Annotated in this window: 18 protein-coding genes; 5 read left to right on the top strand and 13 right to left on the bottom strand. The window is 38.8% G+C overall.

Annotation, left to right across the window (positions count from 1 at the left end; translation table 11 throughout):
- Positions 1 to 43: 43 nt before the first annotated feature.
- A complete protein-coding gene (locus HRT50_RS07435) occupies positions 44 to 1,309 on the bottom strand; it encodes a sugar MFS transporter (RefSeq protein ID WP_291612957.1) in 1,266 nt (421 codons plus the stop codon).
- A gap of 613 nt (positions 1,310 to 1,922) precedes the next feature.
- On the opposite strand from HRT50_RS07435, the gene HRT50_RS07430 reads away from it, so the two are divergent.
- The 5 genes from HRT50_RS07430 to HRT50_RS07410 all read left to right on the top strand — a co-directional run bounded on the left by HRT50_RS07430 (position 1,923) and on the right by HRT50_RS07410 (position 8,655).
- Positions 1,923 to 3,254 carry a GH1 family beta-glucosidase gene (locus tag HRT50_RS07430; RefSeq protein ID WP_291612955.1) on the top strand — a complete coding sequence of 444 codons (1,332 nt, stop codon included), beginning with the start codon at positions 1,923 to 1,925 and terminating at the stop codon, positions 3,252 to 3,254.
- A gap of 59 nt (positions 3,255 to 3,313) precedes the next feature.
- Positions 3,314 to 4,849, top strand: a complete 1,536-nt coding sequence (locus tag HRT50_RS07425) for an MFS transporter (RefSeq protein ID WP_291612953.1) — start codon at positions 3,314 to 3,316, stop codon at positions 4,847 to 4,849.
- 85 nt (positions 4,850 to 4,934) lie between these two features.
- Positions 4,935 to 6,263, top strand: a complete 1,329-nt coding sequence (locus tag HRT50_RS07420) for a glycoside-pentoside-hexuronide (GPH):cation symporter (protein ID WP_291612950.1) — start codon at positions 4,935 to 4,937, stop codon at positions 6,261 to 6,263.
- 77 nt (positions 6,264 to 6,340) lie between these two features.
- Positions 6,341 to 7,342: a LacI family DNA-binding transcriptional regulator gene (locus HRT50_RS07415; RefSeq protein ID WP_291612948.1), complete on the top strand. Its 1,002-nt coding sequence runs from the start codon at positions 6,341 to 6,343 to the stop codon at positions 7,340 to 7,342.
- 323 nt (positions 7,343 to 7,665) lie between these two features.
- The gene (locus tag HRT50_RS07410) at positions 7,666 to 8,655 is read left to right on the top strand and encodes a glucokinase (protein WP_291612946.1); all 990 of its coding nucleotides are present in this window, start codon (positions 7,666 to 7,668) and stop codon (positions 8,653 to 8,655) included.
- 82 nt (positions 8,656 to 8,737) lie between these two features.
- Here the strand turns inward: HRT50_RS07410 and HRT50_RS07405 are convergent, their stop codons facing one another.
- The 12 genes from HRT50_RS07405 to HRT50_RS07350 form a co-directional block, all read right to left on the bottom strand.
- Positions 8,738 to 9,064 (bottom strand): YbaB/EbfC family nucleoid-associated protein, encoded by a 327-nt coding sequence (locus HRT50_RS07405; protein ID WP_057181681.1) that lies wholly within the window; start codon positions 9,062 to 9,064, stop codon positions 8,738 to 8,740.
- Between the two features lie 134 nt (positions 9,065 to 9,198).
- A complete protein-coding gene (gene dnaX, locus HRT50_RS07400; protein ID WP_291612941.1) occupies positions 9,199 to 11,403 on the bottom strand; it encodes a DNA polymerase III subunit gamma/tau in 2,205 nt (734 codons plus the stop codon).
- A 29-nt stretch (positions 11,404 to 11,432) separates the two neighbouring features.
- On the bottom strand, positions 11,433 to 11,978 hold the full coding sequence (apt, locus tag HRT50_RS07395; protein WP_291612939.1) for an adenine phosphoribosyltransferase: 546 nt from the start codon (positions 11,976 to 11,978) through the stop codon (positions 11,433 to 11,435).
- A gap of 114 nt (positions 11,979 to 12,092) precedes the next feature.
- On the bottom strand, positions 12,093 to 12,488 hold the full coding sequence (locus HRT50_RS07390) for a response regulator (RefSeq protein WP_291612937.1): 396 nt from the start codon (positions 12,486 to 12,488) through the stop codon (positions 12,093 to 12,095).
- 154 nt (positions 12,489 to 12,642) lie between these two features.
- The gene (locus tag HRT50_RS18845; protein WP_367238863.1) at positions 12,643 to 13,320 is read right to left on the bottom strand and encodes a DUF1456 family protein; all 678 of its coding nucleotides are present in this window, start codon (positions 13,318 to 13,320) and stop codon (positions 12,643 to 12,645) included.
- A gap of 67 nt (positions 13,321 to 13,387) precedes the next feature.
- Entirely contained in the window at positions 13,388 to 13,867 is a 480-nt protein-coding gene (locus HRT50_RS07380; protein ID WP_291612934.1) for an aminoacyl-tRNA deacylase, read from the bottom strand.
- A gap of 157 nt (positions 13,868 to 14,024) precedes the next feature.
- Positions 14,025 to 14,405, bottom strand: a complete 381-nt coding sequence (locus HRT50_RS07375) for a hypothetical protein (protein WP_291612932.1) — start codon at positions 14,403 to 14,405, stop codon at positions 14,025 to 14,027.
- 197 nt (positions 14,406 to 14,602) lie between these two features.
- Positions 14,603 to 15,895, bottom strand: a complete 1,293-nt coding sequence (locus HRT50_RS07370) for a hypothetical protein (RefSeq protein ID WP_291612931.1) — start codon at positions 15,893 to 15,895, stop codon at positions 14,603 to 14,605.
- Positions 15,896 to 15,897: 2 nt separating this feature from the next.
- Entirely contained in the window at positions 15,898 to 16,512 is a 615-nt protein-coding gene (locus HRT50_RS07365) for an energy transducer TonB (protein WP_291612929.1), read from the bottom strand.
- A 3-nt stretch (positions 16,513 to 16,515) separates the two neighbouring features.
- Positions 16,516 to 16,917, bottom strand: a complete 402-nt coding sequence (locus tag HRT50_RS07360) for a biopolymer transporter ExbD (protein ID WP_291612927.1) — start codon at positions 16,915 to 16,917, stop codon at positions 16,516 to 16,518.
- Positions 16,918 to 16,929: 12 nt separating this feature from the next.
- The gene (locus HRT50_RS07355) at positions 16,930 to 17,454 is read right to left on the bottom strand and encodes a MotA/TolQ/ExbB proton channel family protein (RefSeq protein WP_291612925.1); all 525 of its coding nucleotides are present in this window, start codon (positions 17,452 to 17,454) and stop codon (positions 16,930 to 16,932) included.
- Entirely contained in the window at positions 17,454 to 18,779 is a 1,326-nt protein-coding gene (locus HRT50_RS07350) for a MotA/TolQ/ExbB proton channel family protein (RefSeq protein WP_291612923.1), read from the bottom strand. The genes HRT50_RS07355 and HRT50_RS07350 overlap by 1 nt, the downstream gene beginning before the upstream one ends.
- Positions 18,780 to 18,781: the final 2 nt, after the last annotated feature.

Raw genomic sequence — 18,781 nt, 5'->3', positions numbered from 1 at the left:
TAATAATAAATATTCAATCTGTAGGAAAAGAGTGAATCAGTGTTTACTTGCCAATCGCTTTGACTTTACTGCCAGATAGACCGTAATAGACGATAAAGAAATAGCAAAATATAGGTAAGATAAACGCAGGTTGCACACCTACAGTGTCAGCTAGCAGTCCTTGAACAAGTGGAATAATTGCTCCACCAACAATAGCTAAACATAAAATACCTGAAGCTTGACTGGTATGTTTGCCTAAACCTTGAATAGCTAAACTGAAAATTGTTGGGAACATAATTGAATTACATAAGCCAACCAGTAAAATTGCCACCATGGCAAGCGTACCCGAAGAGAAAACAGCCACTAAAATTAATATAACAGCTAGCGTTGCGTTAAAACATAATACTTTGCCCGCAGCAATTTTTTGCATAACGGCTGCACCGATAAAGCGACCCACCATGGCACCGCCCCAATAATACGCGATATATTTAGCCGCTTGCGACTCTTCTAGACCGGCTATATTAGGATCAGCAAAGAAGCTAACTAAAAAGCTACCAATGGAGACTTCAGCACCCACATAAACGAAAATACCGACAGCGCCGAGTACCAAATGACGGTATTGCCAAGCACTACCACTCACTTCGTCTTGAGGTTTTTCTTCTTCCTCAACAGGTGACAAGTTAGGTAATTTTAACCAAGAAAAAATTGCGGCAAGTGCCAATAACATGGCAGCGAGAAAAACATAAGGCATTTGTACTGCTTCTGCTGACGCTCGGGCAGATAGTGCATCCGACGCTTCATTTAAAATCAACAAGGCGCCAAAAAATGGCGCTACAGTAGTACCTAAGGCATTAAAAGCTTGCGTCATGGTTAAACGAGATGAAGCCGTTTTAGCATCGCCTAGCATACTGACGTAAGGATTAGCTGATACTTGTAATAAGGTAATACCACTGGCAAGTATAAATAATGCCATCAAGAATACTGGGTAGCTGTGCATAGTTGCTGCGGGATAAAAGCATAAGCAACCAACGGCGGCTATCACAAGCCCTAAAACAATACCTTTTTGATAACCTAGCTTTTTAACAATTGCGCCTGAGGGCAATGAAACAATAAAGTAAGCGCCAAAAAAACAAAACTGTACCAACATGGCCTGACTATAAGATAAATCAAATACACCTTTTAAGTGCGGGATTAAAATATCATTCAAACAAGTGATAAAGCCCCACATGAAAAATAAAGACGTTAACGAAGTTAGCGCGAAGCGGTAGTCGACATCATGTGCCTCACCAGTTATGGGTGATGAAACACCTGTATTTGAAAATGAAGCCATAATTTCCTCTATTAATATTTAAATAAATAATAAAACCACCAAGATGTAAGCGCTTTCATTTTCTATTTAAAACTACCCAACAATATTTTTCAAGCTTTTTAAATCCCTTTAATGAATTAAAGTTAGATGCACAGTTCGATCAAAATCAGTAAAGAATAAGATTGAAAAGCTCCTTTTATTGCAAGCCACATTGCTAAAAGGACTTATATAATTAAGGCTGCTATGAGGAGAATTGACGTAGTACATATCAATAGCGGCTTGCTTGGTAATAAAGCCTAACGACTTAATGGCAACACTTTCATTAGGATCTTGATTAATCATTACATTATTAAACAAGTAAGGTATTGTTTTAGCAGCCATACGTTACAGAATCACACATCACCACAAACGAATAACCAAATACATTTCAATACCTTATAGATAACTCAGCTAAATCAAACTGAAATATGTTGACCTTAAGCACAGAAAACACTAATCTAAATGTAAGCGCTTACATGGTTATATTAATAAACAGACTAGAGTTTTTATCAAGTATTTATGTAATTGCTTAGATAAAAATAAAATTAAGATAATAGCCAAACTCAGTTGGCTTAAAGACATAGGTATAAAGTTAATGACTGTCAAACTTACTCTACCCGCTCAATCTAAAATGTTATCACAAGGTTTCATTTATGGTGTAGCAACAGCTTCATTTCAGATAGAGGGCGGAGCAAATAATCGCCTACCATGTATCTGGGACACATTTTGTGATACCGCAGGTAAAGTCATTGATGGTTCAAATGGCTTAGTTGCCTGTGATCATTACAATCTTTGGCAACAAGATATTGATTTAATAGAGTCTTTAGGTGTTGATGCTTACCGACTATCAATTTCATGGCCGCGAGTAATCACAGAGTCTGGTGATTTAAATCAAGAAGGTGTCGCTTATTACCTAAATATTTTAGATACCTTGAAATCTAAAAACATTAAAGCTTTTGTCACGCTTTATCATTGGGATCTACCACAATACCTTGAAGATAACGGTGGTTGGTTAAATAGAGCAACCGCTTATAAATTTAGAGATTACGCGGACTTAATTTCAACAGCTTTTGGCGATAGGGTTTATTCCTATGCTACGCTCAACGAACCTTTTTGCAGTGCCTTTTTAGGTTATGAAGCCGGCATTCATGCTCCCGGTATTGTCGGTAAAGAGTTTGGTAAGAAAGCTGCTCACCATCTATTACTTGCCCATGGTTTAGCTATGCAAGTACTAGAAAAAAATAGTCCTAATAGCAAAAATGGTATAGTACTAAACTTCACGCCTTGCTACCCAGAGTCTAATTCCTTAGCAGACATAAAAGCTACGGCTTTTGCTGATGATTATTTCAATCAGTGGTATATCAAACCGTTATTTGACGGTGAATATCCAGAAATAATGGCGCAATTACCAACTGAACATCACCCTGAAGTACTTGAGGGGGATATGGAAATAATTACTCACCCTATGGACTTTTTAGGGGTTAACTTCTATACCCGCTCTATTTACCGCGCAGATACTGATGAGCACTTTTTTCAAATAGATGCCCCCGAGCCTAGAACCGATATAGGTTGGGAAATTTATCCAAAAGCCTTTACTGAATTATTGGTATCACTCAATGAAAAATACTCACTTCCACCTATCTACATCACTGAAAATGGTGCGGCAATGGCTGATAAACTAGTTGCTGGTGTAGTAAATGATGTAGACCGAATAGATTATTATCAAAACCACCTTAATGCAGTGCATGATGCTATCGAACAAGGTGTACAAGTTAATGGCTACTTTGCTTGGAGTTTAATGGACAACTTTGAATGGGCTGAAGGTTATTTAAAACGCTTTGGCATTGTTTATGTCGATTACGACACGCAAATAAGAACAGTCAAAGCCAGCGGACTTGCTTATAAAGCCCTAATAAGTAATAGATAACAAATAGATAAGCCGATTTTTTTGCCCAAATGATTACAAGCTAAATGATAGGAAAGCAAATGACTAAAATTCCCTTTTATGAAAAAGTAGGTTATGCCACGGGCGATGCTGCCGCTAATTTAGTTTGGCGCGGCGCTTTAGCTTACTTAGCGGTGTTTTATACCGACACTTTTGGTCTAACGGCTGCCGCTGCCGCTATGCTATTTTTAGTGGTGCGTTTATCTGATGGCGTTACCGATATCATTATGGGCATGATTGCCGATCGTACTAATACTCGCTGGGGCAAGTTTCGCCCGTGGATATTATGGTCAACGCCCTTTTTAGCCTTATTTATGGTGCTATGTTTCACCACCCCTGATTTATCTGATAGCAATAAACTCATCTACGCTTATGTAACCTATATAGGCCTGACCCTCGCCTATACCGTAAATAATGTGCCCTACTCCGCTTTGATGGGCGTAATGACCGCTAGTGACACTGAGCGCACTAGTTTATCTGGCTTTCGTTTTGCTGGCGCTTTTGCTGGTGGTTTGTTGGTGATGGGGTTTTTACCTGATTTGGTTACCTATTTTGGCGACGGCAATGATGCCTTAGGTTATCAATATAGTATGTACATGTTTGCCGGTATTTTAATTGCCCTTATGGTAATAACATTTGCCACCACCAAAGAACGGGTAACGACGGTCGTTGATGAATCAAGCAATTTAAAAACTGAGTTATTTGATTTAAGTAAGAACTTACCTTTTATCATCTTGCCTTTATTAGCGATGAGTTTATTTTTCTATTATCGCGATATTTATAGTGGCATATTCTTTGTCATCATCATGACTTCTATGTGGATACTGATTAAGCGTTTAATCAAAAATACGCCTGAAGATATGAGTGGCACGCAACGAGATATGGTTGACCTACTAACCAATAAACCTTGGTTGATACTCTTAGGCATTGGCTTTTTAACCATGATGTTTAACGGCATAAAATACGGCACCATCGCTTATTATTTCAAATATCAAGTGGGCGATGAACTCATGATTGGTAAGTACTTCATCGCTCTTTTACTGGTGTCTATATTAGGCGCCTTATGTACTGGTTATTTATCAAAATTGTTGGGTAAGCGAAAATTATTTATTGTCGCACTCATGCTTAGTGGTTTATTAACCGCCGCTTTCTATTGGGTACCTCAGGGCAATATCACTGCTATTTTCATCTTAGGTTGTAGTGCTGAATTCTTTGCTGCCATGATGCCAACGCTATTCTTTACTATGTTAGGGGATTCTGCGGATTTCTCTGAATGGAAAAATGGTCGCCGAGCAACTGGTCTCATCTACTCTGCAGGAACTTTTGTACAAAAAACTGGTGGCGGTTTTGCTGGCGCACTAGTATTGGTCGTGCTTGCTAACTATGGTTATGACGGTATGGACAAAGCCACTATCGAAGCCGCTTTGCCCGGTATGCAATTACTGATGAGCTGGATACCCGCTGCCTTTGCTTTTGCTGGTGCAGCATTAATGATGCTATACCCATTAAGCTGTAAACAAAATCAACAAATAGGTGATGAATTAATACAACGTAGAGCAGACTTAGTCGCAGTTTAGCCATAGCAGTTTGGTATAGCTAGCGATAATGAGTTAAAACATAAATAGCTAAATTATAATAATAAAAAAAGAGAGTTTACTATATATGATCAGTGTTAGAGAAAAAATAGCCTATGGCTTAGGCGATACCGCCAGTAACATTATTTTTCAAACCGTAATGATGTTTTTATTACTTTTTTATACCGATGTTATGGGGCTATCACCGGCAGCCGTTGGTACCATGTTTCTTGTGGTTCGGCTAATAGACGCGATAACAGATCCGCTCATGGGTAACCTTGCCGACAACACTAAAAGTAAATGGGGCCAGTTTAGACCCTACCTACTATGGCTTGCTTTTCCCTTTGCCATTATCAGCATATTGGCTTTTACCACGCCGGACTTACCCGACGATACTAAAATAATTTATGCTTTTGTCACTTATACCTTATTAATGATTGCCTATACCGCCATTAACATACCTTATTGTGCACTAGGTGGAGTCATAACCGCCGATGCAAAAGAGCGAGTTACCGTACAATCTTACCGCTTTGTTTTTGGTATGTTAGGCGGCGTTATTGTTGCTGCAGCCACGTTACCCATGGTGGAGTTTTTCGGCAATGGTGATAGCGCTAAAGGCTATCAAATGACCATGATAGCTATGAGTTCACTGGGCTTAATATTGTTTTTGTTATGCTTTTTAGGCACTAAAGAGCGAGTCAGCTTACCTGAAAATCAATCGTCATCATTTAAAGAAAACCTGCAATCTTTATGGCAAAACGATCAATGGCGTATTTTGTGTATGGCCGCGTTATTTTTGCTAACCGGGCAAGTGTTACGCTTTACCCTAGCCATTTATTATGTGAAATACTTTCTTGGTCGTGAAGACTTAATTACGTCCTTCCTTACTTTAGGCGTTATTGCCAGTATGATTGGTTGCGCCGTCGCCCAACCACTGGCAAAGCGGGTCTGTAAAATTAAGGCTTATATCACTCTACAAGTAATCTCAGCAACCATATGTTTATTTAGTTTTTTCATTGGCGAAGAGCAAATTGTTTTAGCCTATATTGCTTTTATCGCTTGGAAATTCTTTTTAGATATGGCGACGCCCCTGTTATGGGCGAAAATGGCTGACACCATAGATTATGGTCATAAAAAAACCGGTATTCGTATTACTGGCATGGTTTACTCTGGTGTAATCTTTTTCATTAAAATGGGCGTAGCTATTGGCGGCGCACTAGCTGGTTGGTTATTAGCATTTTATAACTACCAGGCAGATGTTGCTCAAACAGAAGCCACCAAACAAGGGATATTATTATCCTTTACCGTTTTACCCGCGTTAGGCTCATTTGCTGTTGCTTGGGTTATGCGAAAATACACCTTAACAGAGCAGAAAGTAGTTAAAATCCAAGCACAATTAAGTACTACTACTAGTTAATATATCGGCAAACATGTTAGAATTTTATCGTTAGAATTCAAAGTATTTACCACAACATTGCGCAACTTAGGAATAACATGGCGACTATATACGAAGTTTCAAAACTGGCGGGGGTTTCTTTAGCAACCGTTTCTCGGGTGATAAATAAAAACTCTCGAGTCAGCGATAAAACACGCCTAAAAGTTCAGGATGCCATGAAAGAGTTAGGCTATCGCCCTAATTCTATTGCGCAATCATTAGCATCCAATAGAAGCAACAGTGTTGGCATATTAGTTTCAGAATTACATGGTCCTTTCTTTGGTCAAATGATGGCGGGCATCGAGGCTGAATTAAGAGCCGCTGGCAAACATGTCATTATTACCTGTGGTCACAGTGAAGAAGATAAAGAGAAGGACGGCATTGAGTTTCTGATCAGCCGAAATTGTGATGCCATTATCTTACACGTCGAGGCCGTCAGTGATGCTTACCTGATTGATTTATGCAAAGGTAAAATGCCGGTCTATTTCATGAGTCGATTAGTTGAAGGTTTAAATGACAACTGCATTAGCTTAGATAATGAATTAGGCGGCTACTTAGCAACCCAGTCAGTATTAGAACAAGGGCACTCAGCTATTGCCTATATCGCAGGACCAGAATTTAAAGCCGATTCAAAAGACCGATTAGCGGGTCATAAACGAGCACTTGCAGATAATAATATAGCGTTTAGTGACACGCTATATTTTGAAGGTGACTTTAAAGAAACCGGTGGTAGTGACGGCTTAAAATTTTTCATTGAGAGTAAACAGGAGTTTAGCGCTTTAATTTGTGCCAATGATGAGATGGCTTCGGGAGCAATAACTTATGGCAGAGAGCAAGGGCTGTCCTTACCTAAAGATCTATCAATAATAGGCTTTGATAATATCATTTTTGCACGACATACCTACCCTAAACTTACCACCATAGATAATCCGGTAAATTTAATGGGCCATATGGCGGCAAAGTTAGTATTGAAAAATATTTATAAACAAAAGGATATGTCAATTACCCATTCTTTTGAACCGACACTTATTACCAGAGATTCCGTAATTAACAAAACTTAGCTTATACCAATTTGATTAAATTTCTTCCCTACTCAGAGCTATGAACGATGTTCAATAACAAGGCGAATTTGTTCCGGTTTAGTCATTCTAAATCAAATGAATTTAACGAAGTTAGTGGTCATCGAGTAAGCTCCCAAGGGCGAGTTTAAAAGGCTTACACACAGCGTTATTGATTTTGAGAAGGGAATAACCATTCTCTTCAATCAATGCCTTGTCTTTAAGACTTTTAATTCTCGCTGAGTGGGAAAGAACTTAATCAACTTGGTATTAGTTGCTAATGCAGTTGAAAAATAAATACCTTTGAACGAGAAGTAACACAAAAGATGATGACCTCACAAGATACTCAAGTAATTAATCTGGTTGCTGATATTGGCGGCACTAATATCAGATTAGCGATTACCGAAAATAATAACATCACAGAAATCATTAGCTATCAATGTGCTAAATTCTCAAGTTTGATTGACGTTATTCGCCACTATCTGGTAGAAAAGCAACTGACTAATGCCAGTATCAATGCTTGTCTGGCAATAGCTTGCCCCGCCGATGATGATTTAATTTCGATGACCAATTTACCTTGGCAGTTCTCTCAAAAAGAACTTAAAGCAGAGTTACAGCTTAACAAATTAATGCTAATCAATGATTACACCGCTATTGCTATGGCAATACCCATGTTAACAGATGGACAAAAAGTAAAGATTGGTGGCGGCGAACCTATAGCAAATAAACCTATTGCCGTTTGTGGACCAGGAACAGGCTTGGGCGTTGCTAACTTAATTCCTGTCAATAACAATTGGCATTGTTTGAGTGGCGAAGGCGGTCATATTGATTTCGCCCCTGTTGATGAGCTTGATATTCAAATATTGCAATACTTAAAAACCTTTAAGAAACGAGTATCCTATGAGCAACTTCTTTCTGGCTATGGCTTAGAGCAAATATATCAGGCATTAGTAGTTATCAAAAGTGAAGACTCATCAGCCCCCTCTGAAACTAAGTTAACGGCGAAAGATATTAGTGCACAGGCTATAAATGGCAGCTGCCAATTGTGTCAGCAAGCCTTAGCTCAATTTTGTAAAGTGTTAGGTAGTTTTGCTGGTAACCTCGCTTTAACAACAGCCTCTCTTGGTGGCGTATATATCGCTGGCGGTATCGTACCTCGCTTTATTGACTATGTTAAAGACAGCGAATTTAGATCACGCTTTGAAACTAAAGGTCGTATGTCTCATTTAAACCAACAAACGCCTACATATGTTATTACTGAAAGCCAACCGGGTTTAATCGGGGCCGCGGCTTATCTTCATCAAGTTTGCCAATAACATAAAAATAGCATTGCCAAAAACAAAAAAGCTCAAGCAATGCTTGAGCTTTTATATTTATGGGCTAGCTTAGAGAAGCAGCCTAAAATGGCATTTTCATACCTGGTGGTAATTGCATACCACCAGTAAGTGCGCCCATTTTATCTTTGTTCTGCTCTTCCACACGACGTACGGCATCATTTACTGCAGCAGCAAGTAAATCTTCAATCATGTCTTTATCATCGTCCATTAAGCTGTCATCAAGCTCAACACGACGCACACTGTGGCTACCAGTCATAGTTACTTTAACCATACCAGCACCGGCTTCACCAACAACTTCCATTTTTGCCAGCTCTTCTTGAGCTTTAGCCATTTTGGCCTGCATTTGTTGGGCTTGCTTCATTAAGTTACCCATTCCGCCTTTCATCATGTTCTTTCTCCAATATTTGCTAGGTTGACTATTTTATACTTTGATTGTGCTATTTTACCTGAAAGACAGCAAGTTTTGAACGTAAATGAAATGAATTTATTCCGTTAGAGCATTGCCTATTTCAAAGAGAAAAATTAGCTTTCCCGTGGCGAGATACTCTCTTCATTTAAACTTGCTTGAAAAGTGTCTTGTAAAGCGATAACCACAGCATCTTCTTTTAATAAAGTCTTAGCATACTCAAGTCGTTTGTCATTAATTTGCACTTGGATCTGATAAGGATCAGCTACCGTTTCTTCAACAATAGCGAGGGTAACGGTAACTTGCCGAGATAGAAACTGACAAATATAGCTTTGTAACTGTTGTTGAGCGACCTCAGTATATAAATGCCGAGTTGCCTGATCTAACTTAAGAATTAAATTATCATCAGTCGAATCTTCACTAATGGTTGCATGAATCGCTAGTTGCCGAATACGCGCAGTAAGTTGCATAGAATCAATCATATGCGCCCACTTATCAACTTGATTCGCTTTTGTTATTTTCGCAGGATCAATATTATCTTGATGAAAGGGTACTTCTGGCTCTGGCGCTATAACAACACTTTCCGTTGCTGCTACCTGTGAGTCAACCGGTGCTTCGCTAACGCTGTTTTTATTACTATCTAGGTTACTAGACTGACGCAGAGCTGCGTCACTTGGCTTTTTTGCTTGCTTCTCCAACTCTTTCTTTCGACTTCGAAGCATATTCCTCGTTGCGAGCACGGAGGCTACTGGACTATCAATACTAAGTTGCCCTTCTTGCACATTTGGACTAATCGGTGTTGGGCTTTTTTGTTCACTGCTACTAGGTATTGATGATACTTGCTGTGGAGTAACAACTTCTTGCTCTGGGATAACAGGTGCTTGAGCCGCAACTTGTTGGCTCGGAGCTTGAATTGGAAATTTCCCGGCACTATTTTTAAGTTCGACTGCTTGTTGCTCGATAGCAAGCATTTCATCATGCAATTGTTCTTGTTGGACATTGTCCGCACTAGCAACAGACTCAATGTTAGTAGCTTGAACTCCAGGCTCAGGTTGAGCTACTACAGCTGGACTCTCAGTTAACTCAACAGCAGGAATTTGAGGTAAAGCCACGGCACTTGCCGGCACTTTAGCCGATTTTATCAGCTCAACATCATCGAAGTTAACCTCATTGATACTAGCTTCATTGCTTTGGGTATTGGTGGCGGTAACTGAATCGTTGCTAAACTGTGACTTTTGCATTGGCTTAAAAGCAAGTAAGCGCAATAAAGTCATATCAAAAGCGGCTTGCTCATCAAAAGCATAAGGTAAATCTTTGCGGCCATTAAGACTTATTTGGTAATAAAGCTGCACATCTTCAGCTGACATAGCTTTACTAAATTTCTTTAATAACCCTAACAAATCAGCGGGTAAATCAAAATGCTGATCAACTATTTGCAGTAAAGCTATTTGATGAAATAACTGAATTAATTCCGCAAATAAACGGCTATAACTAGGCGCATATGAGGCTATTTCTTGTGATAACGCCATTAATGCTTGGCTGTCTTGTTTTAATAAAGCAATAACCAGCTGGTAAACCCAGTTTTGGTCGATACCACCAAGCATCTGTTGAATATTAACTAAACTAATACTTCCTCGCCCTTGAGCAATGGCTTGATCTGTTAAACTCAGTGAATCACGCATACTGCCACGGGCGGCTTTAGCGAGTAAAGTCAAACAACCTTGTTCATGACTGACTTTTTCATGAGATAAAATTTCAGCGAGCTTTTCTTCGATTTGCTTAACCGTTAAGGCTTTTAAGTGAAACTGTAAACAACGTGATAAAACAGTAACAGGTAACTTTTGCGGATCAGTGGTCGCTAAAATAAATTTTACATGTTCAGGTGGCTCTTCTAGCGTTTTTAATAAGGCATTAAAACTATGACGAGATAACATATGCACTTCATCTATCAGGTAAACCTTAAATCGACCTCGGCTTGGTGCATATTGAACATTATCAAGAATTTCACGGGTATCATCGACTTTAGTTTTAGAGGCGGCATCAATTTCTAGTAAGTCAACGAAGCGACCTTGGTCGATATCAATACAGGCATCACATTCCCCACAGGGCTTATCGGTAATACCAATTTCACAATTAAGACTTTTAGCAAAAATTCGTGCAATGGTAGTTTTACCTACACCTCGCGTGCCAGTAAAGAGATAGGCATGGTGCAAGCGCTGTTGAGATAATGCATTGGCAAGCACATTGACAACATGCTCTTGGCCCATTAATTGTTGGAAATTTTTAGGTCGCCATTTTCTCGCTAAAACTTGATAACTCATATTAAATTACTTTTTGATTCAGTGACAAATTATTCGCCTTGATACTGAAGAAGCGAATAAGGGGTGATATTAATATCTGCAAGGCGTTTTTCGCCACCTAAATCAGGTAAAGATATAACAAAACCAGCATCTTGTACTTGCGCACCAAGACGTCGGATCAATTTAGTTGTTGCCTCAATGGTACCGCCAGTTGCTAATAAATCATCAATGATGAGTACTTTATCTGCTGGAGTTAGCGCATCTTGGTGAATTTCTAAGATATCTTCGCCGTACTCTAATTGATAAGCCTGTGCATAGGTATCACGAGGTAACTTGCCCGGCTTACGAACAGGGATAAAGCCTATATTCAGAGCAAGCGCCAAAGGGGCGCCAAAGAGGAAGCCGCGAGCCTCAGTACCAACAACCTTGGTAAAACCTTTATTTCTGTAGGTATTGGCTAATAGCTCAATGGTTAAAGCAAAAGCCTCTGCATCTTCTAATAAGCTGGTGACATCGCGAAACATAATGCCTTTAACTGGATAATCAGGGACAGTCTGTATCGCATTGAGCAACTGTTGTTGTTGGGTATTATTCATGATTTCGAAGCAGAAAGCCTTAGATAGGCTCGCTGTAATAGTAATAAATAGATATGTAAATCATAAAGCAATTCTGCTATTTTTTATAGCGATAATACGCCTGCTTAAGCAATATTATGAATTAACTTGCCAGCCATCACTCTCAAAGCTTGAATCACTGAACTCTGTAATCAAACTTAGCAATAACTCTTTATTAATAGGCTTATCGATAACGCGATCAAACAACGGAAATTCGGGTAATGCTTTGAGGGTATGACTACCTTGGGTGGTCATAAAAATGATCTTACTATCAGCAAGTCCGGGGATGTTTTTTAAGTTTTTAGTAAGCTGTAGGCCATTCATCAAAGGCATTAAATGGTCGATAATAAAGAGCTGATAATTGCCTTGTTGTGCTTTACCTAAAGCATCTAGACCATTAATCGCTTTATCAACATTATGCCCCTGTGAAATGAGTAACTCTGTTAGTAAATCTTGAACAGTTTTTTTGTCATCAACAACTAATATATTCATATACATTTTTAACAGTTATAGCTAATTTGGCGCGGATCTTACCCTATAATTATTTCAGTTTATAGGGTAATCGTAGATCAAAGATGAAACAAAATAATTTCAATGTAACGCCATCTTAGCACTAATGTATAATTTCATTGCCAAAGGCTTATCTTTATTTGGACAGTTTGAGCTTTTGACGTTTAGGATTAGCCGTGCTGTTTGGGTTAACATAAATATTACTAGCATTTGGCCTTGCCCCTTCTACCCATGGCGACGAAGGCTTTTCTTTGCTCGTTTGACTTGTTTTATTTGTTTTTTTCTTAGTGTAATTGCCTTTGTCATTACCTGGTTTAGAAGCACTACCAGCTGAACTAACTATTTTCTTACTTCTTTCGACATGATATTTTTTATCAATAGCCTGTAACAAGTTTCGTAAAACCTGATCTTTACACTCTCGATAATGTTTATGATCAACTTTACGTGAAAAGGCACTTAATTCAGGTTTGCTTAGACGAAAGTCAACGGTTTCTAGCAGTGAGATTAATTGTTCAGCTTGTAGATTAAGTGCGATCTTAAGTTTTGTTAAAATAATATTATTGGATAGTCGCTTCTCTGGTATCGCCTGAGCACCAGGTTTTTTACCACGTTTTTCATTGATAAAGCCATTGAGAAATATTGCTAATTTGGTATCAAATAATGAAACAAAGTCGCCATCATCGTCTTTTTTCAACCATTGACTTATTTGTTCACGGCTTACTTCCTCACCTGCCGAGGCAAAGATAGCTACCATTTGTTTATCATTAAAATTAAAGGTGTAACGCAAGCGGCGTAAAACATCATTATTGTTCACGGTAATATCCAGTACATAAGCATAAGAACGCTATTATACACACTAAGGCTAATAGCTAACATAACTGTTAGTGAAATACTTCTCGGCTAAAGTGCAGCTGCTTGCCAGATGTCATTAACGTTTTAAAGTCATGCTGATTAACACAAAGTAGCGTCTCATGATCGCCTGCTTCGAGGTAAACTTTTGATAATTTAGCTAACTCTTGCTCACAAACCATACTCAAATGATAAGCATCCGCTGCTGGGGGTACAGCACCAGGGTTACAATCAGAAAATACCTGATAGACTTCCTGCTCCTTCATTAATTGATAGCTACCATGTAGATTTTCATTGAGTACAGATAGGCTAATTTTGTCAGCCGCGGGTAGTATCGCCAGCAACTTTTTATCTTCATGATTTTTCAACAACACAGCTTTGGCTATTTGTTTTAAGGAAATATTAGCCGTGATTGCCGTACCAACAGAACTATTACTGTGGAAATGTTCAACCACATGGTATGGAATGCTTTTTTCAGTTAAATAGCGAGTTAGTCGGGTTGAAGTGTTCATATAAACCTCGGGTACAGTAGGTATGCTTATTACAGTATAGCTATATATAGCCAAGTTACTTGATGAGCATCTTTGCAGTTAACTGACAGATTTATTAGTCACAAAAAAACGGGCCTTAGCCCGTCATTTATTCATTACCTAATAGTAAGTGAGGGAATTAGCCACCACACTTTTTACTTTTGTCTTTCATTTTACCTTCACCGCACTTGCCTTCACCACATTTTCCTTTTTTAGCGGCTTTCATTTTACCTTCGCCGCACTTTCCTTGCTCGTGACTAGTCATTTTACCTTCACCACACTTGCCTTTTTTGTGGTCTTTCATTTTACCTTCGCCACATTTTCCTTCCCCACACTTACCTTTTTTACCATCTTTCGCTTTACCTTCACCACATTTAGTATCGGTGTGTTCCGCGGCAATAGTGACTAGTTCATTGGCTGCAAAAGGGTTTGTCTCTGCTTTTGCCACATTACTAGCAAAAAGGCTAAAAGTAAGTAAGCCAAGTACCGCTGCTATTGATGATTTCTTAACTATATTCATGATTTATGTCCTTTATCTTTACTGATTTGTTTGTGATCTCATTATCATTGAGATTTAGTGATATAACTTTTTACATAGACCTGAACGGGTAAATAAAAATTTCATCCTAATAAAATTTAGGCAATAAAAAACCAGCATTACCGTAAGATATATGCTGGTTTTAATATTAAAATTTAACTTAACGCTAAGCGTTCAAACTAAATAGTAACGTTCTTGCGTCTAGCTGTGTCAACAATAAAGCTTTTCCAACCTTTAGCCGATTTACGAGACTTTGGATCTTTCATTGCTTTTAGAATAGCCGCATAGGCTTTTTTGTATTTCTCAAGATAGAAATACGATTCAGCAATGCTCATATGAATTCGACCTTGATTTGATACGCCTAATTCAAGAGCTTTATTCAAAGCAACAATAGCTTTAGCAAACTGCTCATCTTGTTTTAACAACATACCTTGTTTACGATAATGTTTCGCATTAGTTGTCATTTTGGCTAATTCACCATAATAACTTGCGGCTTTATCAATATGTTGTGCAGAATGCCAAGCATTAGCTAAAGTAGCGATATTTTTATCGTCACGTTTAACTAGACCAGAAGCAATATGCTTTTCTAACAACTTAGCAGCCTTAAAAGGCGCTTCAGATTGAGAGTATAAGCTTGCTAGAGTCTTTATTTGACCTTCTTTCTGCAAGTGACCAAGTTTATAAGCTAAGTCAAGTGTTTGTACTGCTTTATCGTAATCTTCGATCAGTAAATAAAACATTGGCAATTGTGTCCACCATTGTTTCTTATCCGGGAAGATCTGTATTACTGTCTCTAAAACCTGAACAGCTTCTTTATACTTTTTACGTTCATAGTAAGAAGTAATTTTCAAGATGTATGGGTTTTGATTTGGTTTATCACCAAAAGCAGCAATCGCTTTATCAGCTGGCTCAATCACTTTATCTAATTGCTTTAACGAGTAATACGCATTAGCAATTTTAATATAGGTTTGACCATCACTCTCGCCAGAGAAATCCATCCAAGCATAGTAAGTCTTCAACGCACCTTTATAGTCTTTGGTCTGCATTTGCATGTCGCCCAATAACTTTAAAGACTGGCTATGATCGGCTGTATTAAGTAGATCAGGCTCTATAGCTTTTTTAAGATATTCAATGGTTTTCTGTTCATTGTCACCTAAGGTTGCATACATAACAGAAATCATACGAGCTACATAAGCTTTGTCATAAGCTTTTGAAGCGTCAATATCCAACAAAATAACTAGAGCACCTTTGACATCGTCCGCACTATAAGCTTCAAAAGCTTTCTGTACTTTCTTACCAACACGTGGTCCAACAAGTTGTGTCTTACGCTTCTTTTTCTCGGTTTTTTCTGCACCAGCAGCTTCTGCATAATTTGCAAACGGAGCCTGCGCAACAAGTAACGAAGCAACAACAACTAGAGAAGTGGATAATTTTTTAAGTTTTAAGTTTTTAAACACTAATTTATTAAACATAACTAATCACCTCCCATTTTGAAGTCAAGTTGAACGGTTAAGCCTTTTTGTACTAAAGGTACACCATCAACAATCTTCGGTTTGTATTTCCACTTTCTAAGTGCACGTCGAGCTTCTTTATCAAAGACACGCTTAGGTTTAGCTTCTATAACTTTAACATCCTCAACACCACCAATTTTATTGATGGAGAAAGAAAGGATTACATAACCTTCTTTACCATCTCTAGCAGCTTGAATCGGGTACTTAGGCTCGATACGTACGATCGGTGTAGCATCGCCATCACGTCCCATACCTGCTCCAGGAGCAGACAAACCAGTTGACGCACTTGACATCTGTACACCCGGCATATTGAAGTTTAAACCACCAGTATTATTGCTGGTTTCAGGCTCCGGTGTTTGCTGCTTCGGCGGCGTTTTAGGCGGCGGAGGCGGCGGCGGCGGTACACGGCGACGCTGCTCTGCTGCAGACTTTGGCGGCGTAGTATTTACTTCTACTATTATATTTTCTTGCTGATCTTCTTTGCTTCTATCTCCGCTAGAAACAAGGAAGGCCATAAATACAAATAAGCCAAAGGTAACTGCAGCGCCTAGTAGTATTGATACTAAAAAGCGAACCATATTTTACCCCTTCGCAGCCGCGATAGAAATTCGGTCTATGCCAGCCTCTTTAATTGCATCCATTACTTTAACAACAACACCATGTTTAGCGTCTTTGTCAGCTTGAATGATTACAACATCGGTAGGTTGCTCAGCAAGTAATTTTTCAATTCTTGCACCAACACGTTCAATGTCTACTCGACCTTTATCTAACCAAATCTCACCATTTTCTTTAATTGCAACAAAGATATTGGCATTTTTTTGCTTAGTTTGATTCGCCGCTTTCGGTTTATTTACTTCAATACCTGCTTCTTTTACAAAAGAAGTAGTTACGATGAAGAAGATCAGCATGATAAATACGATGTCTAACATCGGTGTCATATCAATTACTGCTTCTTCGTCCTCACGGATTTTTTTACGTGCCATGAATAGTTCTCTCTAGTGATGAGGTAAACTGTCAACCAGTTTAGCCTTTGCTAGTTTAAGTTTAGCGTCAAGTCTTGTACTAAAGAACACACCTGATAACGCTGCAACCATACCCGCCATAGTCGGAATTGTTGCTTGCGAAATACCAGCGGCCATTAGTCGTGGATTACCTGTACCTTGTTCTGCCATGACTTCAAATACGCCAATCATACCCGTTACTGTTCCCAGTAAGCCGATAAGAGGACACATAGCCACCAAGGTTTTTATGGTAATCATACGCTTTTCGAGTAATTCTGCTGCTTCGGAGATCCAAGTCTCTCTAATTCGATGTGCATACCAAGACGTAGTGTCTGTACGAGCTTCCCAATTAGCGATAATACTATCTCTAAGTTTTGGGTACTCTGATGTTAAGAACCAAAAGCGTTCAATCATCAGTATCCACATTAATAAGAGTGCGAAGGCAACAGCATAAAGAACGTTGCCACCTGTCGCAATAAAACCCCTGACAGATTCCCAAAGCTCTATCAGGAATAACATTATTTAGACCCCTTCTCAGCAATAGCAGCGATTAAACCAGCGCTTTGCTCATCAAGTTTTTGTAAAACTGATTTACTCTTACCTGCAACAATTGAGTGGATTAAGATAAGTGGTAATGCACAAATCAAACCTAATGCTGTTGTAACAAGGGCAAGTGAGATGTTACCAGCCATGATTTTCGGGTCGCCAGTACCAAACAAAGTAATTGTTTGGAAAGTCATAATCATACCGATTACTGTACCTAATAGACCCATAAGCGGGGCAATAGCAGCAAACATTTTGATTAAGTTAACACCACGGTCAACTTGTGGAGTTTCACGAAGAATCGCTTCATCAAGTTTTAATTCGAGTGTTTCAGCATCTGCAGATTGGTTATCATAGAAAACTTTAAGTAGACGACCTAATGGGTTATTTTCATTTGGCTTATCAAGGTTTTTCTCTTGAGCTTTAATGCGAGAAGTCATGCCGCCTAAAACGATTAAACGTTCAGCTGCAATTAGAAGACCGATGATAAATAATACCGTGATAGCGTAACCAACTTCTTTACCTTCATGGAAGAATTCATCAACAGTTTTCTTACGTGTTTCTAATGCTAAGATACCACCACGTGAAGGATCGACATAAACTGCGGCATATCCTGAAGAAGTATTGAAAAAATCTGCAGCAGTTTCACTGATATAGCCTGCAGGTTGTTTAGGTAAAGGTTGAACTTGACCTACTTCATCGTTGTAAGTTAAGTAACCGTTAGTAGATACTAGGTTAAAGGTACCGATACGAGTAATCGTTTCAGTAGACTTAGTGCCATCAAGTTTAGTTACATCAACACTGAATTGTGAAACTTTACCTGACTCAGTCATTTCAGTTTGTAAAGCAAACCATAATTCTTCTAGATCAGCGATACTTGGAATTTCTTTTGCGTTAGCGATACGATTAAGTGCTTCACCACGGTTAGGAAACTCCGCACTTACAATTGAAGTACTGATTTGGCCAAAGGCATTAGCAGCTGCAGCACGTGAAACACCAAACATTTCACCTAGTGTGCCGGTCGCATTATCTAATTCAACTGACTTTTGCGTAAGAGAAATTTCATTCGCTGCATAAGCTTTAGTTAAACGCTTGTTACGTGCTTGCTGACTTGTTAACTCTTTTTTAGCTTTATTTAATAAAGCCGATTTGTCAGCGCGTGCTGATAAAAATTCAGCTTCACGTTTTTTATCAAGTTTAGCTTCAGATACACGGTCAGCTTTTACTTGTTTTAACAAATCATCTAATTGATTTGCTTGAGTTGTTGCTACAAAACCAGTCGTTAAAGACGCTGCTAGCAATA

Origin of the sequence: Colwellia sp. (assembly GCF_013215345.1) — a bacterium.
In the GTDB taxonomy this organism is placed as follows: domain Bacteria; phylum Pseudomonadota; class Gammaproteobacteria; order Enterobacterales; family Alteromonadaceae; genus Colwellia.
This window is presented reverse-complemented; position numbering and strand designations above follow the sequence as displayed.